The organism is Stutzerimonas sp. R40042 (genome assembly GCF_026642215.1).
Lineage (GTDB): Bacteria > Pseudomonadota > Gammaproteobacteria > Pseudomonadales > Pseudomonadaceae > Stutzerimonas > Stutzerimonas frequens.
Window position 1 is genome coordinate 3,751,610 of record NZ_CP113258.1, and the last position, 19,965, is coordinate 3,771,574.

A 19,965-nucleotide genomic window follows, 5' to 3' on the forward strand; every position below is an offset into this window, starting at 1 on the left:
TCGCTTCGATGAACGCTCTTGCGCAATCGCAGTCGGATTTTTAGAGCCCCTGACGGGTTCGATTCGACTCGGCGCCGCCGTTTCAGCAGTTCTCAGGCAGGCCCGGGAAGTCCACAAGACTGGAGGACCCACAATGAAAGTTCATGCACTGCTCGCGTCCGCGGTACTGCTCGCCAGCCCCGCCGTCTTCGCCCAGAACAACCTGTGCCAGACCAATCTGCAGGAAATCGACGACAACATGGCCACCAACACCGCCACCCTGGGTGAGCCAGCCAAGAGCAAGGTCGAGGAGTACGTCAAGCAGGCCCGCCAGGCTCAGCAGTCCGGCGACACCGAAGCCTGCATCGCCCATTCCACCAAGGCCCTGCAAGAGCTCAAGGGCCCAGGCAGCTCCGGCAGCGGCGGCACCGCTGGCTCCGGTTCGGGCGCCGGCAACTGAGCCATGGCGGCGGGATCGTATCCCGCGAGCCCGCCGCCGCGGCTGATCATTTCCTGATCAGCATGATTAAAAAGTGATCGACACATCGTAAAGATCGCCGTACACTCGCGCCCAGCACCACAAGCTGCACCAGGGGCCGATTAGGATTCGACGCCGGTAACGAAACTTGAGGGGCATGCCGAGTTGGTAACAGAACTCGTAAATAAACTGTTGCAAACTTATAGTTGCCAACGACGACAACTACGAAGGGTACGCGCTAGCCGCCTAACCTTCATCTGGTAGCTTCGGCTCCAGCGGTCACTAGGGGATGCCTGTAAACCCGAAATGACCGTCAGATAGAACAGGATCGCCGCCAAGTTCGCTGTAGACGTAACGGCTAAATCTCATACAGCTCGCTCCAAGCACCCTGCCAATCGGGCGGCGCGGAGTTAACTCAGTAGATCTGGCTAAGCATGTAGAACCAATAGCGGAGAGCTGGCGGACGGGGGTTCAAATCCCCCCGGCTCCACCAAACACGAAGCCCCGAGAATCTTGCGATTCTCGGGGCTTTTCTTTGCGGTGTCGAAAGATGGTCGAAGGTCTCAGCAAGCAGCCCTGCGCCTCGACACGCGCCTGAATCTCCACCGGCAATCTTGCGGGTAGGCTGGGTGACAGTAACCACGTTCGCGCCGGCCCTCACAGCGCAGGCGTGGTCACTCCTCGGAAAAGTAGTCGCTGTCGATCTGCTTGACCTCATACACCTGCTTGACGCTCACGCCGAGGTTGTGTTCGACCATCAGGCGGGCGAGCTCGATGCCGTCGATCAATACGACCTTGATATCCAGACCGCGCGCCGCATCCTTCGCGCCAGTAGAAAAGTCCGAGGTAGTGATGAATACGCCCTTGCGCGCTCGCTTTCGCGTCAGTGCGCCGATGAACTTGTCGATCTCCGGGCGGTGCACGGTGTTGGCCCAGCGCTTGGCTTGCAGGTAGATCACATCCAGCCCGAGCTTGTCTTCCTTGATGATGCCGTCGATACCGTCGTCGTTGGTGAGCTGAGTCGCTTTGCCGGCCTCCTTTCGCGAACCACCGTAGCCCATGGCGATCATCAGATCGACGACTACCTGCTCGAAGAAGCTCGGCGTAGCAGCCCGCACCTGCGCCAGCAGTTCGTCGGCCAGGGATTGCTGCAACGCCTGATAGGCTTCGGCCAACTGCTCATCCGGTGTGGTTTCGGCTAGATCACCGTCGACAACGGCAGCGGCATCTGTCACCTGAGGTTTAGCCGTATGGAAGTCGGCGAATTCCGGAAACTGCTTCAGCCAGCTCACGGTGATTCGCTCCGGTCCAGTTGCAAGCACCTCCCGCCCCCGGTCGGTTATCTGCACCATTCCTTTGTTCGGTATCTTCAGCAGGCCAGCCTTGTTCAGGTACGTTCTAGCCCAGCCCACCCGGTTGTTGATCACGGTCTGATTCCCCGAAGGCAGCCGTTCCTTGCGTTCTTCTTCCGTCAGCTGGAATACATCGGCGATGCGCACGCGCAGGGCGCTAAGCGGCAACGGAACGCCGTCGCCAACCGCCTGTAGCACCGGTCGCATGACACTTTGAAAATCCGGAATTGCCATCCTGTGCATTTCTCCTAAGCGCAGTGCAGTTGAAAGGAACTCACAAACCGGCCGACGGACGATCCCCGCCAGCCAGCGCCTTCAGCATTTTGTAGATCACCAGCGCGAACGCCCGACTCTTGGTCTCGTTATCCAACACTTCGAGCGAGAGCTTCTCGTGATCAGTCATGGCGTCCAGCACGGTATCGATTACCCGTTTTGGCAGCAGCCCGTGCATCACTTGATCTACCGAGTGGTTGTTCACCTGCGCCATCACATCTTCCTGGCGGCTGATGCGCTCGGCGATGCCGGTGAGAAAGTGCAGCTGATCTTCATCGCTGACTTCGGCACCGAAGATATCGTTCAGCGCATCGATGATTTCCGACAGCCGCTTCTTCTCCGGATCGTGTGGCTTTCCACTGCCCACGTCACTGCCAGGCTTGAGGGTGTACTCGCCGCCCTCCTCGCTTAGACGCAATTGGTGCTCGGCGCGCTTGCTGAGACGGTAATGGGTCAGCTGCAGCTCGCCGACATCCACGTCGTCCTGTTGCAGGCGGTCGACCCGCAGCAACGGGTGCAGGTGCTTGGCGAACACGCAGAGCTGTTCCAGCTCGCGATCCTCATAAGGCACGATCTGCGAAAGGAATTCATACAGGCGCACAAAGCTCTGCAGGTTCTTGCGGAACAGGTCGAGCTGATCAACCTGCTCTCCGGCCTCCTTCAGCGCGTGCTCGGCTTTCTTCAGCCCCGCACTGTCGCCGTTGGCTTCGGCGGTGCGCTTGTAATCCAGCGCCTGCTGGCGCGATTCGACGCTGAAGGCGTAACGCTTGGCGAAGCGTTCCTTGGCCGGCTGGCAGTAGTAGCTGAGCTTGCTGGCCGCCGCTTTCGGGTCGAAGAAGGCCAGGGCGAACGCCTCGACCTCCTGCCAGTGATAGATCCCTTCGGCATCGAGCTTTTTCTGCAAGTCGTAGATGATCTGCGGGTCGGTGACGTCGCTCAGCTCTGCCTTGGTGTAATAAGGCAGGAAGGCATCAAGGATATCCTGCGGCTCATTGAAGAAGTCGAGGATGAACGTCTGCTTGGCCGGGAAGGTGCGGTTCAGGCGCGACAGCGTCTGCACACAGTCCACGCCCTGCAGCTTCTTGTCGACGTACATGGCGCACAGCTTGGGCTGGTCGAAGCCGGTCTGGTACTTATTGGCGGCGATCATCACATTGAAGTCCTGGGTGTCGAACGCCTCGGCCAGATCACGCCCGTTCAGGCCGGCGTTGAGCAGGCTGCTGCTTTCCGTCACTTCCTCGGGGATCACCTCATCCGGCAACACGCTGCCGGAAAACGCCACCAGCGGATGCACGTCGGCGTAGCCCATCTGCTGCACATAGGCCTTGACCGCCAACTGGTAACGCACCGCCTCCTGACGGCTGCTGGTCACCACCATCGCCTTGGCCTGGCCACCGAGCAGGTGGCGGATGTTGGCGCGGAAGTGCTCGACGATGATCTCGACCTTCTTGTCGATGTTGTACGGATGCAGCCGCACCCAGCGCGCCAGCTTCATGCGCGCCTTCTTCGAGTCCACCTCGTCGTCGTCGCCATCCGGGTGGGCGATCTTCCAGGCGGTGCTGTACGTGGTGTAGTTCTGCAGCACATCGAGGATGAAGCCTTCCTCGATGGCCTGGCGCATGGAATACAGATGGAACGCCTCGGGCTTGTTGCTGGCGCTTGGTGGCTGGGTCGGGTCGGGCACGCGGCCGAACAGTTCCAGGGTCTTGGCCTTGGGCGTGGCGGTGAAGGCGTAATAGCTGATGCGCTCGTTCGGTTGACGCGCCTGCACGGCGGCGTCCAGCAGATCTTCGGCGCTGATCTCTTCTGGCTCTTGTCCATTGGAGCCGAGCGCATCGCTGCCGAGAATCTGTTTCAGCTTGCTGGCCGAGGAGCCGGTCTGCGAGGAATGCGCTTCGTCAGCAATCACCGCATAGCGCCCCGAGGCGAGCTTGGGGTATTTCTCCAGCGCGTCGAACAGCGCTGGGAAGGTCTGGATGGTGACGATGATGATGCGCGTCTGCTCGGCCAGCGCCTCGGCCAGTTGCTCGGACTTGCTCTGGTTGCCCACGTCGCGGGTGACCGGCCGCACCACGCCTTGAGCGTGCTCGAACTGGTAGATGGTGTTCTGCAGCTGGCTATCCAGCACCGTGCGGTCGGTGACCACGATCACCGAGCTGAACAGCCGCTGGCCGTCGTCGCTGTACATCGAGGCGAGCTGGTGGGCAGTCCAGGCGATGGAGTTGGACTTGCCCGAGCCAGCGCTGTGCTGGATCAGGTAACGCTTGCCCGGCCCTTCAGCGTGAGTGGTCTGGATCAGCTGGTTGACAACATCCCATTGGTGGTAGCGCGGGAAGATCATCGTTTCCCTGGTGGTCAACGTGCCGTCGAAGCCCTCGCTGGTCTTTTTGTCCAGATGCAGGAAGCGCCCGAGCACCTTGAGCCAGGCATCCGGCTGGAACAATTGCTGCCACAGATAGCCGGTGGCGTACTGGCTGTCATCCGGCGCAGGCGGGTTGCCGGCGCCGCCGTCTAGGCTGCCGAGGTTGAACGGCAGGAAGAAGGTGTCCTTGCCGTCCAGTTTGGTGGTCATCGCCACCTCGTTCTGGCCGACCGCGAAATGCACCAGCGCGCCGCGTTTGAAGGACAGCAGCGGCTCGGGCTTGCGTGTCAGCGGATCTTTCACCGGGCGGTCGTAGCGATACTGGCGCTTGGCGTTTTCCACCGACTGCTTGAACTCGCTTTTCAGCTCCAGCGTGGCGGTAGGAATGCCGTTGACGAACAGCACCAGGTCCAGCCGTGGGTTGTACTCACCTTCACGGTAATGCGGCGAGTAGGACACCTCCGGCACCACGCGCAGGCGGTTGCACCCGTAGCGCTTGAGGGTGTCCGGGTTCATGCCGTGGTCGGGCTTGAAGCTGCACAGCTCGACCTTCACCGCCGGCAGCTTGAAGCCGTGGCGCAGCACGTCCAGCGTGCCGCTCTGCTCCAGCTCGCGCACCAGCTTCTGTACTAGCACCTCGTCCGGGTTGTTCGGGTTGGCCTTGGCGAACTTGTCCCAACGCTCCGGCCAGGCCTCCTTGAAGTAACCGAGAAAGTCCTCGGTATACAGCGCCGTGCGCCGGTCATAGCCGCTGGCAGGGCCAGTGAGCCAACCCTGGGCGACCATGGCGGTGATGATGTCCTGCTGGAACTGGGCTTCCTTGCTGTCCGCCATTTATACGGCCTCTGCTACTGCTAATTCGGGGGCTTGGGTGCTGGCCGTTGGCTGCCAGTCGCGCACGTCGATTTTGCCGGTGACGGCGGCGGAGATTAGGGCGGAGCGGCGTTCTTGAAGCAGAGCGTTAGTATTCTCAGCCTCGCCTAGCAGCTCATCGAACTGAACACTTATGGTATCCACGTAAGCTGCGATCTGAGCCTGCTCATTAACTGGCGGCAACACAACCTTCATTTGGCTGAGGTGTGTCGGGCCAAAGTGCTGGATTGTTGACCCTGCCTTTAACAAATCGATTTGAGCATGGAATTGATACGAGCCGACAACCGAGCGAATGAAGTCTCGGATCGATACATTCGCTCTGGGCTTGAGCCTTATTAGCCCCGTATAGGCTACAGCCCCGGCGGCATCCTCTCCCACTTCGCTAACCAACCCCATGCTGGCACTTCCACTGATGATTAGATCACCTTTATCCAAGCGGAAGTGAGCCCACTTTTCCTTTACTTTCGATGGTTCTAAATAGTTGCAGCCTTCTAGGGTCACCCATCGCCCTTGGACACCTGAGATTCTGACAAGAGGCACGCCCTCATCCCTGAAATCTACCGCCATGATGCCGGGCCCTTCCTGATACTCAAAAGCAAGTCCAAATGGGACGAGCGCCCAATGTGCCGGCACCTCGCCCAGCCACTCCACGCCGGAGTCTTTCATCGGCACCGTCGGATCGAGGCCTTTGGTGACGGCGTGGGAGATCACCGCCTGGCGCTTTTCCTTGAGCAGTTCGATCAGGCGCTGCTGCTCTTCGATCAGATCGTCGATGCGGGCGGTTTCGTGGTCGAGAAAGCGAGCAATTTGGAATTGCTCAGGAGGGGAAATCAGTGGAATTTTGATCCCGCCTAGCTTTCCTTTTGTCACATGCACCATTCCAATAATGCCGTGAGCCTGATCCTCAATCGTTTTAGTAACAGCCTTTAGTGTCCAATACAGCCATTTTTTATCGCACCGCAAACCTGACATTCGGAAAATATGCTGATTGAGATAATGAAGACCTATTCCATGCCATAGGAAAGGACCGAAAGATGTACCACGATTCCCAGACCAGCCAAACAAAAGATCGCCAGTTTTGACGTGATACCTTCCCTCAACAGGTCCTTCAAAGTAGTTGAAGCTCTCTCCGTTGTTCAGATTCTCGATTCGTATGATGGGGATGCCTGATTCGCTCCATTGCTCGGGTTTAAATGCCATTCCATTTATGAACTCAGCCACATATTTAAATGGTATTGGCTCCCAATCTTTGGGCACTGCTCCCAGCCACTCGACCCCAGAATCCTTGTATGCCGGATATGTCGGAAAGCTCATGCCGACAGCCCCTCAATCATCTGCTTGATACGGTCGGTGCAGGCTTTCAGGTCGCGGTCGATCTCGGCCAGCGGACGCGGTGGCTGGAACACGTAGAAGTGGCGGTTAAAGGGGATCTCGAAGCCGACCACACCGACTTCGCCGTCCTGCGCATCCGTCTTGCTTTCGTCGATCCAGGCATCCGGCACATGGGGTTTCACTTCGCGCTCGAAGTAGTCGTACACCGACTCACCCAGCGGCACGTTCTCGTGGTCGCGCAGCCCGGCATCGGCTTCCGGCTGGCCTTTGACCATGCAAATATCCGCTTCGGGGTCGCGCTCGCTCAGGGCGTTGAGGATGGCCTTCAGCTCGGGTGTGCTGGGCGATACATCGTGAGCGCTGAGCGCCTTCTTCAGCAGCTTGCTGAACTGCTCGCGGTTGCGATGCAGCACGCTGGCGTCCATGGCCTGCAGGGCTTCGATCAGGCGCTGGCGGGCCGGGGCTTCCAGCTTCTCGATGGCTTTTTCTTCCAGCACCTTGGCGATGCGCTCTGGGTTGGCCTGGAAGTTCAGGCGCAGCGGGCGCTCGACGGTGATGCGCCGGTAGCCGAAAGCCTCGACGGGGAAGATCTTGCTCTGCGCGGTTTCCTCGAAGCGGCCATACAGGCGCACCAGTTCGTCGATCTGCTCTTCGGTGAGGTACTGGCGCTTGCTGCCGAGGGATTTGCGCATCTTGGCAAAGTGCTGGCTGCCGTCGATCAACTGCACCTTGCCCTGGCGCACGGCGGCCTTGTGGTTGCTCAGCACCCACACATAGGTGGCGATGCCGGTGTTGTAGAACATGTCGGTGGGCAGGGCGATGATGGCTTCGACCAGATCGTTCTGCAGCAGGTAGCGGCGAATCTCCGACTCGCCGGAACCGGCGCCGCCGGTGAACAGTGGCGAGCCGTTGAGGATGATGCCGATGCGCGAGCCACCTTCACGCGGGTCACGCATCTTGCTGACCAAGTGCAGGAGGAACAGCAGCGAGCCGTCGGACACGCGCGGCAGGCCAGGGCCGAAGCGGCCGTTGAAGCCCTTGTCGCTGTGCTCGTCGGTGATCTGCTTCTGCACCTTCTTCCACTCCACGCCGAACGGCGGATTGCTGAGCATGAAGTCAAAGCGTTTGTCGGCGAGTTGGTCATTGGACAGGGTGTTGCCGAGCTTGATGCTGGCGACATCCTGACCCTTGATCAGCATATCCGCCTTGCAGATGGCGTAGGACTCGGGGTTGAGCTCCTGGCCGTGCAGCGACACGGTGACCTTCTCGCTGATGGACTGAATGTACTCGTCGCCCTCGGAGAGAAAGCCGCCGGTGCCGGCAGTCGGGTCATAGATGGTGACGATGCTGTTGGGCGCGAGCTTGCCGTCCTGCCCGGTGATCACCAGCGAGGTGGTCAGGTGCACGATGTCGCGCGGGGTGAAGTGTTCCCCGGCGGTTTCGTTGGAGCTTTCGGCGAACTTACGGATCAGCTCTTCGAAGATAATGCCCATGCCGAAGTTGCTGATGCGCTCGGGGCTGAGGTCGGTGGCGGCGAAGCGCTGCACCACCTGGTACAGCAGGTTGGCGCTGGCCAGCTGCTGAACGAAATCCTCGAAGTGGAAGTGCTCGAAGATCTCGCGGGCATCCTTGCTGAAGGCCTGCACGTAGCTCATCAGGTCGGCAGCGGTCTGGGTGTCGGACAGCGTGCCCAGGGTCAACTTGGAAGCATTGAAGAACTGCTGCCCGGCGGCGCGCAGCAACAGCCGCTCGCGCACCAGATCAGGCCGACCTTCCTGGGCGTAAGATTCACGAATCACCGCTTCCTTGGTCGGCTCCAGCACGCACTCCATGCGCCGCAGCAGAGTGAACGGCAGGATGATGCGGCCGTACTGGGACTGCTTGAAGTCACCGCGCAGCAGGTCGGCAATCGACCAGAGAAAAGCGGCCGTCTGGGAATGGTTTTCCGTGTTCACGCAACAGCTCCAAGGGGGATCGGCAAAAGCCGTTACTTTACCCCGACGGGCGTCACAAGGTGAGGGCGATGCAGGCCGGCATCGGGCTGCACGATAGGGCGACCGCCACAGCAGCCAGCCTCTCGGGGAATGCTGTTTCAATGCTTCTCCACCCCGTCCATATGTAGTTCAATCAACGCCCGGCCTGGGCAGCTTCGATGAATGCTCTATGCTGGTTCATTCCAGCCGCCCCGTAGCAAGGAGTCCCCATGCCCAGCCTCGAATACCTGATTACCTGCCTGGTCGTCGTGCTGATACCTGGCGCGGGAGTGATCTACACGGTATCGACGGCGCTGGTGCATGGGCGTCGCGCCGGTATCCTGGCCGCGCTGGCCTGTACGCTCGGGATTCTGCCGCATCTGTTGGCGACTATTCTCGGTGTCGCCGCGATCCTGCATTCCAGTGCGCTGGTTTTCGAGACGCTGCGCTACGCCGGTGCTGCGTACCTGCTCTATCTCGCTTACGCGACTTGGCGCGATCGTTCCGCGCTGGCGGTGGGCGGCGGTGGCGCGACACTCGACATTCGATCGCTGGTTGCCAAGGCGCTGCTGGTCAACCTGCTGAACCCGAAGCTGACCATCTTCTTCCTCGCCTTCCTGCCGCAGTTCGTCCGGCCGGGCGCCGGTGACGAGCTTGCGCAGCTGCTCGGGCTCAGCGCGACCTTCATGCTGCTGACCTTTGTCATCTTCGCCATCTACAGCCTGCTGGCGCATGCCTTTCGCAAGGCGGTCATCGAGTCGCAGCGGGTCCAGGCCTGGCTGCGTCGTGGGTTCGCCGCGTCCTTTGCCGGCCTCGGTGCCAATCTGGCGTTGGCCGACCGATAGACGACCAGGCGATCGAGGCCAGATGAGCAGAAACAGCCCAAAGGCTACGGCAACAGCTCGATGACGCCGGCCCACGCTTCTTGCACGTGACCTGAGTTATGCTGCCGCACGCCCGGCGCTCAAGCGCTGAGCTTCCATCAGGAACCCTTGCGTCGTGTCGATTCGCTCCCGTCTGGTTTGGCTGGTCATTGCCGTCATCGCCCCGGCACTGGCGTTTGCGCTGTATGGCACCTATGCGGTCTATCGTGCGCAATCGGCCCAGGTCGACCAGGGCATGAAAGAGGTCTCGCGTGCCGTCGCGCTAGCCGTCGATCGCGAGCTGAATCGGTATGCCACGATCGTTTCGACGCTCGCCGCGTCCCCGACCATCATCAGGGGCGACCTGCGCACCTTCCACGAGCGCCTGCAGCAGACCAAACATGCGGTGGGCAGCAGCGTGACGATCTTCGATCCGCAAGGCACGCCCCTGGCTGATACGGACTATGCTTTTGGCACACCGTTGCCGCGCCTGCCTGATTTTCGCAGATGCAAGTCCGCGGCTCAGGTCGAGGTCAGCCCGTCGTTCCGCGACCCGGTGACAGGCGTGCAGAGCATCGCGATCCGCCGCCCGGTGATGCGTGACGGCGAGGTGGTGTATTACCTGGCCATGGAGTTTCCGGTCGCCAACATCGGCGCGCTGTTGGCGCAACAAGCGCTGCCGGAGAAGTGGCTCGGGGTCATCCTGGATCAGGACCACACCGTCGTGGCACGCACACGTGAACCCGACAAGCACGTAGGCCGGCATGCCAGTGCCGATTTCGTCAGTCAGCTGCACGCCTCGTCAGGCGTCGATGGGAAAGTGCAGTCCGTCACTCGCGACGACGTGCCGGTGACGACCTTCTTCAGCCAGGCACCAGCGTCCGGTTGGACGGCGTTGATCGCCATTCCGCGCGATGATTTGCTGGCCAGCGCGCTCGCGCCGCTGGGCACTGTCGTGCCGGGCATTCTGGTCGTTCTGGCGTTGGCGATCATACTGGCGATTGCCGTCGGTCGAACCATCACGCGACCGCTGGCGCAGCTCGATGACGCCGCCAGCGCCCTGGCGCGAGGCGAGGTGTTCGATCCGCCCAACACCGGAATGAATGAAACCGACCGAACCGCGCAGGTGATGGCCCAGGCCAGCGTGACGATCCACCGCTCCAGCCAGGAGATGGCCCGCAGGGTCAAGGATGCGGTTGCACAGGCCGAGCGCTCGCATCAGGCGCTGCTGCAGGGACAGAAGCTCGAAGCACTGGGCAACCTGACGGCGGGCATCTCCCACGAGTTCAACAACCTGCTGCAAAGCATGACCATGGGCCTGCAGCTGGCCGAAATGCTGACCTCGCACCCGCGCGCCAAGCGTGCCATCGAGGGCTGCCAGCGCTCCGCGAACCGCGCTACGCGGCTGACACGACATCTGATGACCTTCAGCAGAAGCCGCACCGCCGACGCCGAGCAGGTCGACCTGCGCCTGTTGATCCTGGGCATGCACGAGCTGCTCACCGGTGCCCTTCCCAATCGCGTGACGCTGACGCTGGAGCTGCCAGAAGGGGCGTGGCCGGCGGTACTCGATCCGGTGCAATGCGAGCTGGCCATCCTCAACCTTGCGATCAACGCCCGTGATGCGATGCCGGAAGGTGGCCCGCTGGTCATTGCCCTGCATAAGCTCACCCTGGTGCAGGACAATCCGTTCGGCCTGGTGCCGGGGGCCTATCTGTGCGTGGATGTGGAGGATTCCGGCTGCGGCATGAGCCCGGACGTCCAGGCACACGTGTTCGAACCGTTCTTCACCACCAAGCCGGTCGGCGAAGGGACGGGGCTGGGTCTGGCCCAGGTCTATGGTTTCGTCCGCCAGTCCGGCGGGACGGTGTCGCTCCAGAGTGAGGTCGGCAAGGGAACCCGTGTCTCCCTGCTGCTGCCGCGCAGGGAACACGACGCCGCCGCCGCGCTAGAGGATCAGCAAGTATCCGTGCGCGCCGGGCGCCCGGCGCGGGTGCTGGTGGTCGATGATGACGCCGAGGTGCGCGAGGCGATGGTCGCGATGCTCGACGAGCTGGGCTACCAGGTCGACGAAGCGCCCTCGGCGGATGACGCGCTGGCGAGGCTGGCCGACCGGCGTCAGCCGGCCATCGACATCCTGCTGTCGGACGTGGTCATGCCTGGCCGGCTGGACGGTATCGGCCTCGCCGAAGAAGTGCAGCGGCTGTACCCAACGATTCCAGTCGTGCTGGCGACCGGCTACACCACGCGGCTCGCGGCTGCGTCAGCGTTTCGCGTGCTGGCGAAACCGTTCAGCCACCAGGCCCTCGCCGAGACGCTGGCGCAAATCCTCGACTCGAACACGCCCGAGCCATAAGCGCCCGCCCAAGGTGCTGTGATCCCGACGGTTCCTTTGCTTACCGTCGGAATCACTCGGACGCACTCACCCGTAGATCGCCGGCTCCCGATAGTGCCGAGTGCACGCCTCGCCGTTCTCGCGGAACAGGTGGCACTTGTCGGCCTTGAGGCCGGCGGCAAAGGTCTCGCCCTCGGTGACGCGCAGGTTGCCGTCGACGCAGAGGGTGATGACGTCCTGCAGACGCTCGAGGGTGAGGTAGAGCAGGTTGTACTGGCCCAGCCGCTCGGCGACGGCGATCTGGCCGTGGAAGGTGAAGTCGGCTTCTTCCGGCATGACGAAGTGCTCGGGGCGGATGCCGAGGGTGAGCGGGTCGCCGGGGCTGACGGCGCTGCCGTCCACCGGCAGGGTCAGAGGGTAGCCGCTGGGCAGTTCGATGGTGACCGCCTCGGGACTGGCGGAAATGGCGCGCACCTCGACGAAGTTCATCTGCGGCGAGCCGAGGAAGCCGGCGACGAAGCGGTTCTTCGGGTAGTGATAAAGGAGCAGCGGCTGGCCGACCTGGGCGATCTCGCCGGCGTTGAGCACGACGATCTTGTCGGCCAGGGTCATCGCTTCGACCTGGTCGTGGGTCACGTAGATCATGGTGGAGCGGATGCGCTGGTGCAGGCGGGCGATCTCGATGCGCATCTGCACGCGGAGGAAGGCATCGAGGTTCGACAACGGTTCGTCGAACAGGAAAACCTTCGGCTCGCGGACCATGGTGCGGCCGATGGCGACGCGCTGGCGCTGCCCACCGGAGAGGTCCTTGGGCTTGCGTTCGAGCAGCTTGTCCAGCTGCAGGATCGCCGCGGCCGCCTCGACGCGGCGCGCGATCTCGCGCTTGTCGACGCTGGCGAGCTTGAGGCCGAAGGCCATGTTCTCCGCCACCGTCATGTGCGGGTAGAGCGCATAGGACTGGAACACCATGCCCACCGAACGATCCTTCGGTGGCAGGTCGTTGACGCGCTGGTCGCCGATCAGCAGATCGCCCGAAGTGATGTCCTCCAGCCCGGCGATCAATCGCAGCAGCGTGGACTTGCCGCAGCCGGACGGGCCGACGAAGACGACGAACTCACCGTCTTCGATATCCAGGTCGATATGCCGGGTGATCGGCGTACCGTCATAACTCTTGCAGATGTCGCGCAGCGTGACACTGGCCATCGTTGTTGTTCTCCGTTGCTGCGATGCACTCGTTTCGATGGCAGCGGCGGGTCATGCCCACCGCTGCCGGCACGCCGTCAATCCGCGAGCCGCACATAGCCGAAGCCATGCGCCGGCAGCCGCGCCCAATGACCGTCGTACTCGGCGAAGCTCGCCGGCACGTCCACCAGCGGCACCGCCTGCGCCGGCAACTCGTAGCTGCGCGGCAGGTCGCCGAGGTTGAACAGGCAGAGCCAGGCTTCCCCGCCCAGCCGGCGCTCGAACACCAGCAGGGCGTCGTCATGGTAGACCATGCGGATGTCGCCCTCGATCAGCAGGGGCTGTTCGCGTCGCCAGCCGAGGAAGCGCCGGTAGCAGTTGAGCATCGAATGCGGGTCGGCATCCTGCGCGGCCACCGACAGCGAGCGGTGCGAATCATCCACCGGCAACCACGGCTGGCTGCCGGTAAAGCCGGCGTGATGCGCCTCGCTCTCCCAGGGCATCGGCGTGCGGCAGCCGTCGCGGCCCTTGAACTCCGGCCAGAAGGTGATGCCGTACGGATCGACCAGATCTTCATAGCGCAGTTCCGCCTCTGGCAGACCCAGCTCCTCGCCCTGGTAGAGGCAGACGCTGCCACGCAGGGACAGCAGCAGCGCCATCAGCAGGCGGCCGCGCTCCGGATCGGGACGGCCGTCGAGCGCCCAGCGAGTCATCACCCGCACCACGTCGTGGTTGCCCATGGACCAGCAGGACCAGCCATCGGCCAGCTCGCGCTCGATGCCCTCCACCGTGCGGCGGATGTAGGCCGGGCTGCACTGCTCGGTAAGCAGGTCGAACGAATAGGCCATGTGCAGGGTGTCACCGCCGCTGGTGTAGGCGGCCATGGTGCGCAGCGATTCGTCGCAGCCGATCTCGGCCACCGAGGAGGCACCGGGATAGCGCTGCAGCAAGGCACGCAGACGGCGGAGGAATTCCAGATTTTCCGGCCGCGTCTTGTCGTAGATATGCCGCTGGTAGGCGTAGGGGTTGTCGATGCGTACGCCGATGCTGCCCTCGCGGATCTCCGTGTTCGGCGGGTTGTCGCGCAGTTCGGCGTCGTGGAAGTAGAAGTTCGCCGCGTCCAGGCGGAAACCGTCCACCCCGAGTTTGAGCCAGAACTCCATGTCGTCGAGCAGCTGTTCCTGTACGGCCGGGCAATGGAAATTCAGGTCCGGCTGGCTGGATAGGAAGTTGTGCAGGTAGTACTGCCGACGCCGGCTGTCCCAGCTCCAGGCCGGGCCACCGAATACCGAGAGCCAGTTGTTCGGTACGCTGCCGTCGGGCTTGGGATCGGCCCAGACGTACCAGTCGGCCTTGTCGTTGTCGCGGCTGGAGCGGCTCTCCGTGAACCAGGGGTGCTGGTCCGAGGAATGGTTGAGCACCTGGTCGATCAGCACGCGCATGCCGCGCTCGTGGCAGGCCCCGACCAGGCGGACGAAGTCGTCCAGGGTGCCGAACAGCGGGTCGACGCCGCGGTAGTCGGCCACGTCGTAGCCGAAATCCTTCATCGGCGAGGTGAAGAAGGGCGACAGCCAGATGGCGTCGACGTTGAGGCTGGCGATGTAGTCCAGCTTGTGCAGCACGCCGGGCAGGTCGCCCACGCCATCGCCGTTGCTGTCGAAGAAGCTGCGCGGGTAGACCTGATAGATCACCCCGCCGCGCCACCAGTTCTGAAGTTGCTCGGACATACCACGTACCTTGAGTGAGCGTGAAGACGGGGCCACTCTAGGTGCGGCAAGCGGTCGCAACATCCTCCGGCGGCGGGCGCGCGCAGGCGTAACAGGCGGGCGTAGCTGGCCTGCCGAGCGAGGGCGTAGAGCGGCCCAGCGAGCCGGTCAGCGCACCCGCGCCGGGTTGCCTAGCACCGTGGCGCCGGCCGGCACGTCGCGGGTGACCACGCTGCCGGCACCGATCACCGCATCGTCGCCCACCGCCACACCCGGGAGGATGATCGCCCCGCCACCGACCCATACGTTGCGACCGATATGGATCGGCCGACCGAACTCCACGCCCGAACGACGCGCCTCGGGGTCACGCGGATGGTCGGCGGTATAGAGCTGCACCGCCGGCCCGATCTGCGCACCGGCACCGATGTGCACCTCGACCACATCGAGAATCACGCAGTTGAAATTGAGAAAGGCGCCTTCGCCCAGGTGGATGTTGTAGCCGTAGTCGCAGTGGAACGGCGGACGGATCACCGCGCCAGCACCGACCGAGGCCAGCCGCTCGTCCAGCAGCGCCCGGCGCTCGTCCGGCGAGGCTGCCAGCGCCGCGTTGTAGCGCACCATCCAGGCCTTGGCCGCGGCCTGGTCGGCGAGGATTTCCGGGTCGGCAGGGTGGTACAGCTCGCCGGCCAGCATCTTTTGTTTCTCGCTCATCGCCATGGCAACGCCTCCTTCGCTGAAAGCCCGAGGGTGCCATAGCGCCCGCCGCACCTTCCTCCTCCCTGACGGCCGCGAGCGGACGAGACGATCGGCGGCCGCGCCTTCGCATTAACCGACCGGCTCGACTAGGGTTGTTGCACCTCTCCCCCGTCCGGAGCACTGCCTGTGAAACTGATCGGTCGCTACATGTCGCCTTTCGTCCGCCGCGTCGGCGTCAGCCTGCACCTGTTGGACATACCGTTCACCAACGAGCCCCTCAGCGTTCTGACGGATAGTCTGAAGATCCGCGAATACTCGCCGCTGGGTCAAGTGCCCGCCTTGGTGCTGGACGATGGCCGGGTGCTGATCGACAGCAACGCCATCCTCGACCATTTCGATCAGCAGGCGGGCGCCAAGCGAGCGCTGCTGCCGCTGTCCGGCGCCGAGCGCAGCGAGGCGATGAACCTGCTGGCCTTCGCCGTCGGTGCCTGCGAGAAAACCGTGGCGGCGTACTACGAACGCGATCGTCGGCCGGAAGGACTGGTGTGGGACGATTGGTACCGCCACTGCGAAGACCAGGCGCGTGGCGCGCTGACCTTGCTGGACGCACGCCAGGCCGAGCGCGGCGAGCGGCCCTTGCTGGGCGAACGCATGAGCCAGGTGGATATCAGCGCGGTGGTCGCCTATGACTTCGCCCGCCTCACCCTGCCCGACACGCTGGCGCCGGACGGCGCATTCCCCCACCTGGCCTCAGCGTCTCAGCGCGCCAACACCCTGCCCGCCTTCGCTCAGACGCAGTGGAAGGGCTGAGCGCTAGTCCCCCTGAATCTTGCTCAGCAGGTCGCGCGCCAGCTGTACCGCCTCACTGCGGTGGGTGATGTTGAGCTTCTGGTAGAGGCTGCGGATGTGCGTCTTGATGGTGGTCGGCGCGACATTCAGGTGATCGGCGATCTGCTCGTTGGACTGCCCGGCGTGGATCAGGCTCAGCACCTGCCATTCGCGCCGGGTCAGCGGCGAACGGCGGATCAGCTCGGGCACATCGGGGCGGTTAATGATGTCCTGAATCACCGCCTCGTCCAGCGTGATGCGAATGGCGCGGCTGAAATCGCGCTGCTGCTGCGCCAGCTGGATCAAGCGCGCGGCGCGCTGGGCCTCGGCTTCATCGAGGGTGCGCTCGTGCAGCAGGCACTTGAGCATGCCGATGATCGGCTTGCCGACGCGCAGGAAGCTGCCGATGGCGCCGCTGCCGCTGGCCAGGGTCATGGCCCGCTGCAGGTGATCCAGCGCCTGCTGGCGCTCCTCGCGCAACCAGTGCAGCTGCGCCAGGAGGATGTGGTTGCGGTTGCGATCCATCTCCAGACCGTGGCGCTCGGCGTCGGTCAGCAGCTGGCGCAGGATCGGCAGGGCACGCTCCAGCTGCCCCAGCGCCAGGTGGGCACGGGCGTGGTTGCGCGCATTGAGCTGGGCGAAGTGGTTGGCGCCGCCGCCCACCGGCGGGGCACTGAGCAGCCACTGGCGGATCGCCTCGCGATCCTGGCTGGAGTCCCAGTAGGCGAGCATGATCGCGTGGGCATTGGCCAGCCAGTCGATGTGGTAGCGGTCGTCGGCGAGCATCGTCTGCAGCTGAGCGATGTAGTCGGCGCAGGCGTGTTGCTGGCCGCGGGCGTAGGCGACGCCGGCCAGCAGCGCGTAGCTCTGCAGGCGCCAGCGTGGGTCGTCCAGTTCGTCGAGTATCTGGATACCCTGCAGCGCGCACTGCTCGGCGGCGTCCAGCTGGTGCCATTCCAGCAGCACCTGGCCGCGCACCCGGTAGATGAACTCGACGATGGGCGTGGCTTGCAGGTTCTGCTGCTCGATGTACTGGATGGCGCGCTCCTGCAGGGTATAGGCCTTCTGCAGATGCCCTTGGGCGATGGCGATTTCCGACAGCTGGCCGAGGCTCCAGACCACCAGGTGCGAGGCGTTGATCTCCCGCGCGCGGCGCTCGGCTTCCTCGTACTGCTTCTGCGCCTGCGGCAGTTCGCCCTGGACGAAATGCGCCTCGGCCAGGCCCGACATCGCCGCTACCCGTGAGGTGCGCATGATCAGCGGCTCGCGGGTCAGCGCCTCCTGGGCCAGGGCGACGGCGCGCTGCTCGTCGCCCTGGTTCATCGCGACCTGGGCGCGGACTGCATTGAACTCGCAGACGATGCGCGCCCAGTCCTGCTCGGAGCAGCTGCGCTGCAGCGCCAGCTCGCCGGCCTTGAACCAGCGCTCGACGTGATCGAACTGATAGGAGTTCTGTGACACCCACGCCTGCAGCAGGGTGAGCAGTGGCGAGCCGGCGATCACCGCTTCCGGCAGGGTTTCCAGGCACTGTTGCAGCAACCCGAGACGACCCTGGCGATAGAACGCCCGGCCGTGGCGCTGCAGTATCTCGTCGACCTGCTGCGGGTCGCCGGCCTGCACGGCATGGCGCGCCGCTTCCTCGGGCATGTTCTCGGCCAGCAGCGCGGAGGCCGCACGCAGGTGCAACTGGTTGACCCGCTGCGGCTGGTGGGTGCGCAGCTCGCCCTGGAGGAACACGGCGAACAACGGGTGATAGCTGTACCAGCGGCGCAGGCTGTCCAGCGGCTGGATGAACAGGCCACCACGCTCGAGCCGTTCGAGCATCTCGCGGCCGTGACAGGCTTCGGTCAGGCGATCGGCCAGGGCGGCGTCGAAGCGGTCGAGCAGGCAGGTCGCCTCGAGAAAACCGCGCAGGTCCTCGGGCAGCCCCTCGATCACCTGTTCGCGCATGTAGTCGCGGATGTCCGGGTGGCCGAGCTGCAGGTTCTCCAGGAACAGGTCCATGCCACGGCTGGTCTGCACTTCCTGCAAGGCCAGCTGCAGCGCGCAGGGCCAGCCACCGATGCGGCGGTTGAGACGCTCGACCTGCTCGCGATTGATGCTGACCGGCACGCCCAGCTCCAGCAGCGCCTGTACCTCGTCATCCTCGAAGGCCAGCTGGCGCGCGTCGAGCAGCAGCAGCTGATGCTTGACCCGCAGCTCGGCGACACCCAGTTCGGGCAGGCGACGACTGCACACCAGCAGGGTCATCCAGCTCGGCATATGGCGCAGGAAGAAGCGCAGGCCGGCGATCAACTCGGCGTCGTGCAGCACCTCGAACTCGTCGAGCACGATCAGGATGGCCTCATGCTCGTCCGGCAGCTCGGCCAGCAGCTGAGTGAACAACGCATCCAGTGACACCCGGCCCTGCTCGGCCAGCGCCACTGCCAGCGGACAGCCGGCGTCCAGCTGGCGGTCCAGCGCCTGGGTCAGGTAGCGACCGAACTGCAGCCCCAGGTTGTCGCTGGCATGCAGCTGGAACCAGGCGATACGCCCATCGAAGGCCCGCGCCCACTGCGCCGCCAGGGTGGTCTTGCCGAAACCGCTGGCGGCGTGCAGCACCGCCAGGCGCACCTGCGGCAGGCGCTGCTGCCACTCGTCCAGGCGCGGCCGTTCGAGCAGGCCCGGCGGCAGCATGGGGATCGCCAGCTTGGTGGGGATCAATGGCAGTAGAGGTGGCATCGCGGCATTCATGGACGGTTCCCTGTTCTTGTTCTTGTTCTTGTCGTGGCCTGGCGCACCGGTTCGCACCGCTCCCGCTCCCCGGTTCCGCGCCTCGTTCAACTCAGGTGGTCAGCCCTTCACCCCGCCGGCGGTGAGGCCACCGACGATCCACTTCTGGCAGTAGAGGAACACGGCGGTGATGGGCAGCCCGGAGAGTACCGCGGCGGCGGCGAAGTCTCCCCACAGGTAGTTCTGCGGATAGAGGTACTGCTGCGCGCCGACTGAGAGGGTGAGCTTGTCGACGTCCATCAGCAGCACCGAGGCGATGGGGTATTCGGTGACGCTGGTGATGAAGGCGAGGATGAACACCACCGCCAGGATCGGCACGCTCATCGGCAGCAGAATATGGAAGAACGCCTGCCAGGTGGTCGCCCCATCGACGATAGCAGCCTCCTCCAGCGAGGCGTCGATGCTCTCGAAGTAGCCCTTGATGGTCCAGATGTGCAGCGCCATACCGCCCAGCGAGGCAACGATCACCGCGCCGTGGCTGTTCACCCCGAGCCAGCTGACGTGCTGGCCGAGCTGGTCGAACAGCGCGTAGATGGCCACCAGCGAGAGCACCGGCGGGAACATCTGGAAGATCAGCATGCCTTTGAGGATCGGCGCCTTGCCGCCGAAGCGCATGCGCGCGAAGGCGTAGGCACTGGTGGTCGAGAGGAGCAGGATCAGCGCCGAACTGACCAGGGCGATCTTCACCGAGTTCCACAGCCATAGCAGCACCGGGAACGGCGGGTTGGTCACGCTGCCGTCCTCGTGGGTGTAGGGAATGCCGAGGGCCAGCGACCAGTGTTCCAGCGTCGGGTTCTCGGGAAACAGGCTGCCGGTGGCGAAGTTGCCTTCGCGAAAGGAGATCGACACCACCATCAGCAGCGGGAAGAGGATTGCCGCGACGAAGGCCAGCAGCGCCGCGTGGGTCGCCCAGAGCCGGTAACGCGCAGATTTCGGTTGCACCATGGCCATGACCGTCTCC

General features: G+C 63.6%; 13 protein-coding genes and 1 other RNA gene. 5 read left to right on the forward strand and 9 right to left on the reverse strand.

The window, feature by feature from the left end; translation table 11 throughout:
• The first annotated feature begins 133 nt into the window (after positions 1 to 133).
• Both OUY36_RS17740 and ssrA read left to right on the forward strand, forming a co-directional pair.
• Complete coding sequence (locus OUY36_RS17740) at positions 134 to 439, forward strand: hypothetical protein (protein ID WP_110776008.1); 306 nt, start codon at positions 134 to 136, stop codon at positions 437 to 439.
• A 132-nt stretch (positions 440 to 571) separates the two neighbouring features.
• Positions 572 to 950, forward strand: a transfer-messenger RNA (tmRNA) gene (gene ssrA / locus OUY36_RS17745).
• A 181-nt stretch (positions 951 to 1,131) separates the two neighbouring features.
• Here the strand turns inward: ssrA and OUY36_RS17750 are convergent.
• The 4 genes from OUY36_RS17750 to OUY36_RS17765 form a co-directional block, all read right to left on the reverse strand.
• On the reverse strand, positions 1,132 to 2,016 hold the full coding sequence (locus OUY36_RS17750; protein ID WP_234292998.1) for a restriction endonuclease: 885 nt from the start codon (positions 2,014 to 2,016) through the stop codon (positions 1,132 to 1,134).
• Between the two features lie 67 nt (positions 2,017 to 2,083).
• A complete protein-coding gene (locus OUY36_RS17755; RefSeq protein WP_267935323.1) occupies positions 2,084 to 5,278 on the reverse strand; it encodes a type I restriction endonuclease subunit R in 3,195 nt (1,064 codons plus the stop codon).
• Complete coding sequence (locus tag OUY36_RS17760) at positions 5,279 to 6,631, reverse strand: restriction endonuclease subunit S (RefSeq protein ID WP_267935325.1); 1,353 nt, start codon at positions 6,629 to 6,631, stop codon at positions 5,279 to 5,281.
• Positions 6,628 to 8,604 carry a type I restriction-modification system subunit M gene (locus OUY36_RS17765; protein ID WP_267935327.1) on the reverse strand — a complete coding sequence of 659 codons (1,977 nt, stop codon included), beginning with the start codon at positions 8,602 to 8,604 and terminating at the stop codon, positions 6,628 to 6,630. Before OUY36_RS17765 ends, OUY36_RS17760 begins: the two co-directional genes overlap by 4 nt.
• 248 nt (positions 8,605 to 8,852) lie before the next feature.
• Between OUY36_RS17765 and OUY36_RS17770 the strand changes: the two genes are divergently transcribed.
• On the forward strand, positions 8,853 to 9,467 hold the full coding sequence (locus OUY36_RS17770; protein WP_267935329.1) for a LysE family translocator: 615 nt from the start codon (positions 8,853 to 8,855) through the stop codon (positions 9,465 to 9,467).
• Between the two features lie 154 nt (positions 9,468 to 9,621).
• Positions 9,622 to 11,841: a hybrid sensor histidine kinase/response regulator gene (locus OUY36_RS17775; RefSeq protein WP_267935331.1), complete on the forward strand. Its 2,220-nt coding sequence runs from the start codon at positions 9,622 to 9,624 to the stop codon at positions 11,839 to 11,841.
• Between the two features lie 66 nt (positions 11,842 to 11,907).
• On the opposite strand, the gene malK is transcribed toward OUY36_RS17775, so the two are convergent.
• The 3 genes from malK to OUY36_RS17790 all read right to left on the reverse strand — a co-directional run bounded on the left by malK (position 11,908) and on the right by OUY36_RS17790 (position 15,425).
• On the reverse strand, positions 11,908 to 13,023 hold the full coding sequence (gene malK / locus OUY36_RS17780) for a maltose/maltodextrin ABC transporter ATP-binding protein MalK (RefSeq protein ID WP_267935333.1): 1,116 nt from the start codon (positions 13,021 to 13,023) through the stop codon (positions 11,908 to 11,910).
• Positions 13,024 to 13,100: 77 nt separating this feature from the next.
• Positions 13,101 to 14,729: an alpha-glucosidase gene (locus OUY36_RS17785; RefSeq protein WP_267935335.1), complete on the reverse strand. Its 1,629-nt coding sequence runs from the start codon at positions 14,727 to 14,729 to the stop codon at positions 13,101 to 13,103.
• A 147-nt stretch (positions 14,730 to 14,876) separates the two neighbouring features.
• Positions 14,877 to 15,425, reverse strand: coding sequence for a sugar O-acetyltransferase (locus tag OUY36_RS17790; protein WP_267935337.1), 549 nt, complete (start codon positions 15,423 to 15,425; stop codon positions 14,877 to 14,879).
• A gap of 165 nt (positions 15,426 to 15,590) precedes the next feature.
• Here OUY36_RS17790 and OUY36_RS17795 point away from each other — a divergent pair, with 165 nt between their 5' ends.
• A complete protein-coding gene (locus tag OUY36_RS17795) occupies positions 15,591 to 16,214 on the forward strand; it encodes a glutathione S-transferase family protein (protein WP_267935339.1) in 624 nt (207 codons plus the stop codon).
• 3 nt (positions 16,215 to 16,217) lie between these two features.
• Here the strand turns inward: OUY36_RS17795 and malT are convergent, their stop codons facing one another.
• Both malT and malG read right to left on the reverse strand, forming a co-directional pair.
• Positions 16,218 to 18,965 (reverse strand): HTH-type transcriptional regulator MalT, encoded by a 2,748-nt coding sequence (gene malT / locus OUY36_RS17800; RefSeq protein ID WP_267935341.1) that lies wholly within the window; start codon positions 18,963 to 18,965, stop codon positions 16,218 to 16,220.
• Positions 18,966 to 19,064: 99 nt separating this feature from the next.
• Complete coding sequence (gene malG / locus OUY36_RS17805; RefSeq protein ID WP_003283570.1) at positions 19,065 to 19,955, reverse strand: maltose ABC transporter permease MalG; 891 nt, start codon at positions 19,953 to 19,955, stop codon at positions 19,065 to 19,067.
• Positions 19,956 to 19,965 lie beyond the last annotated feature (10 nt).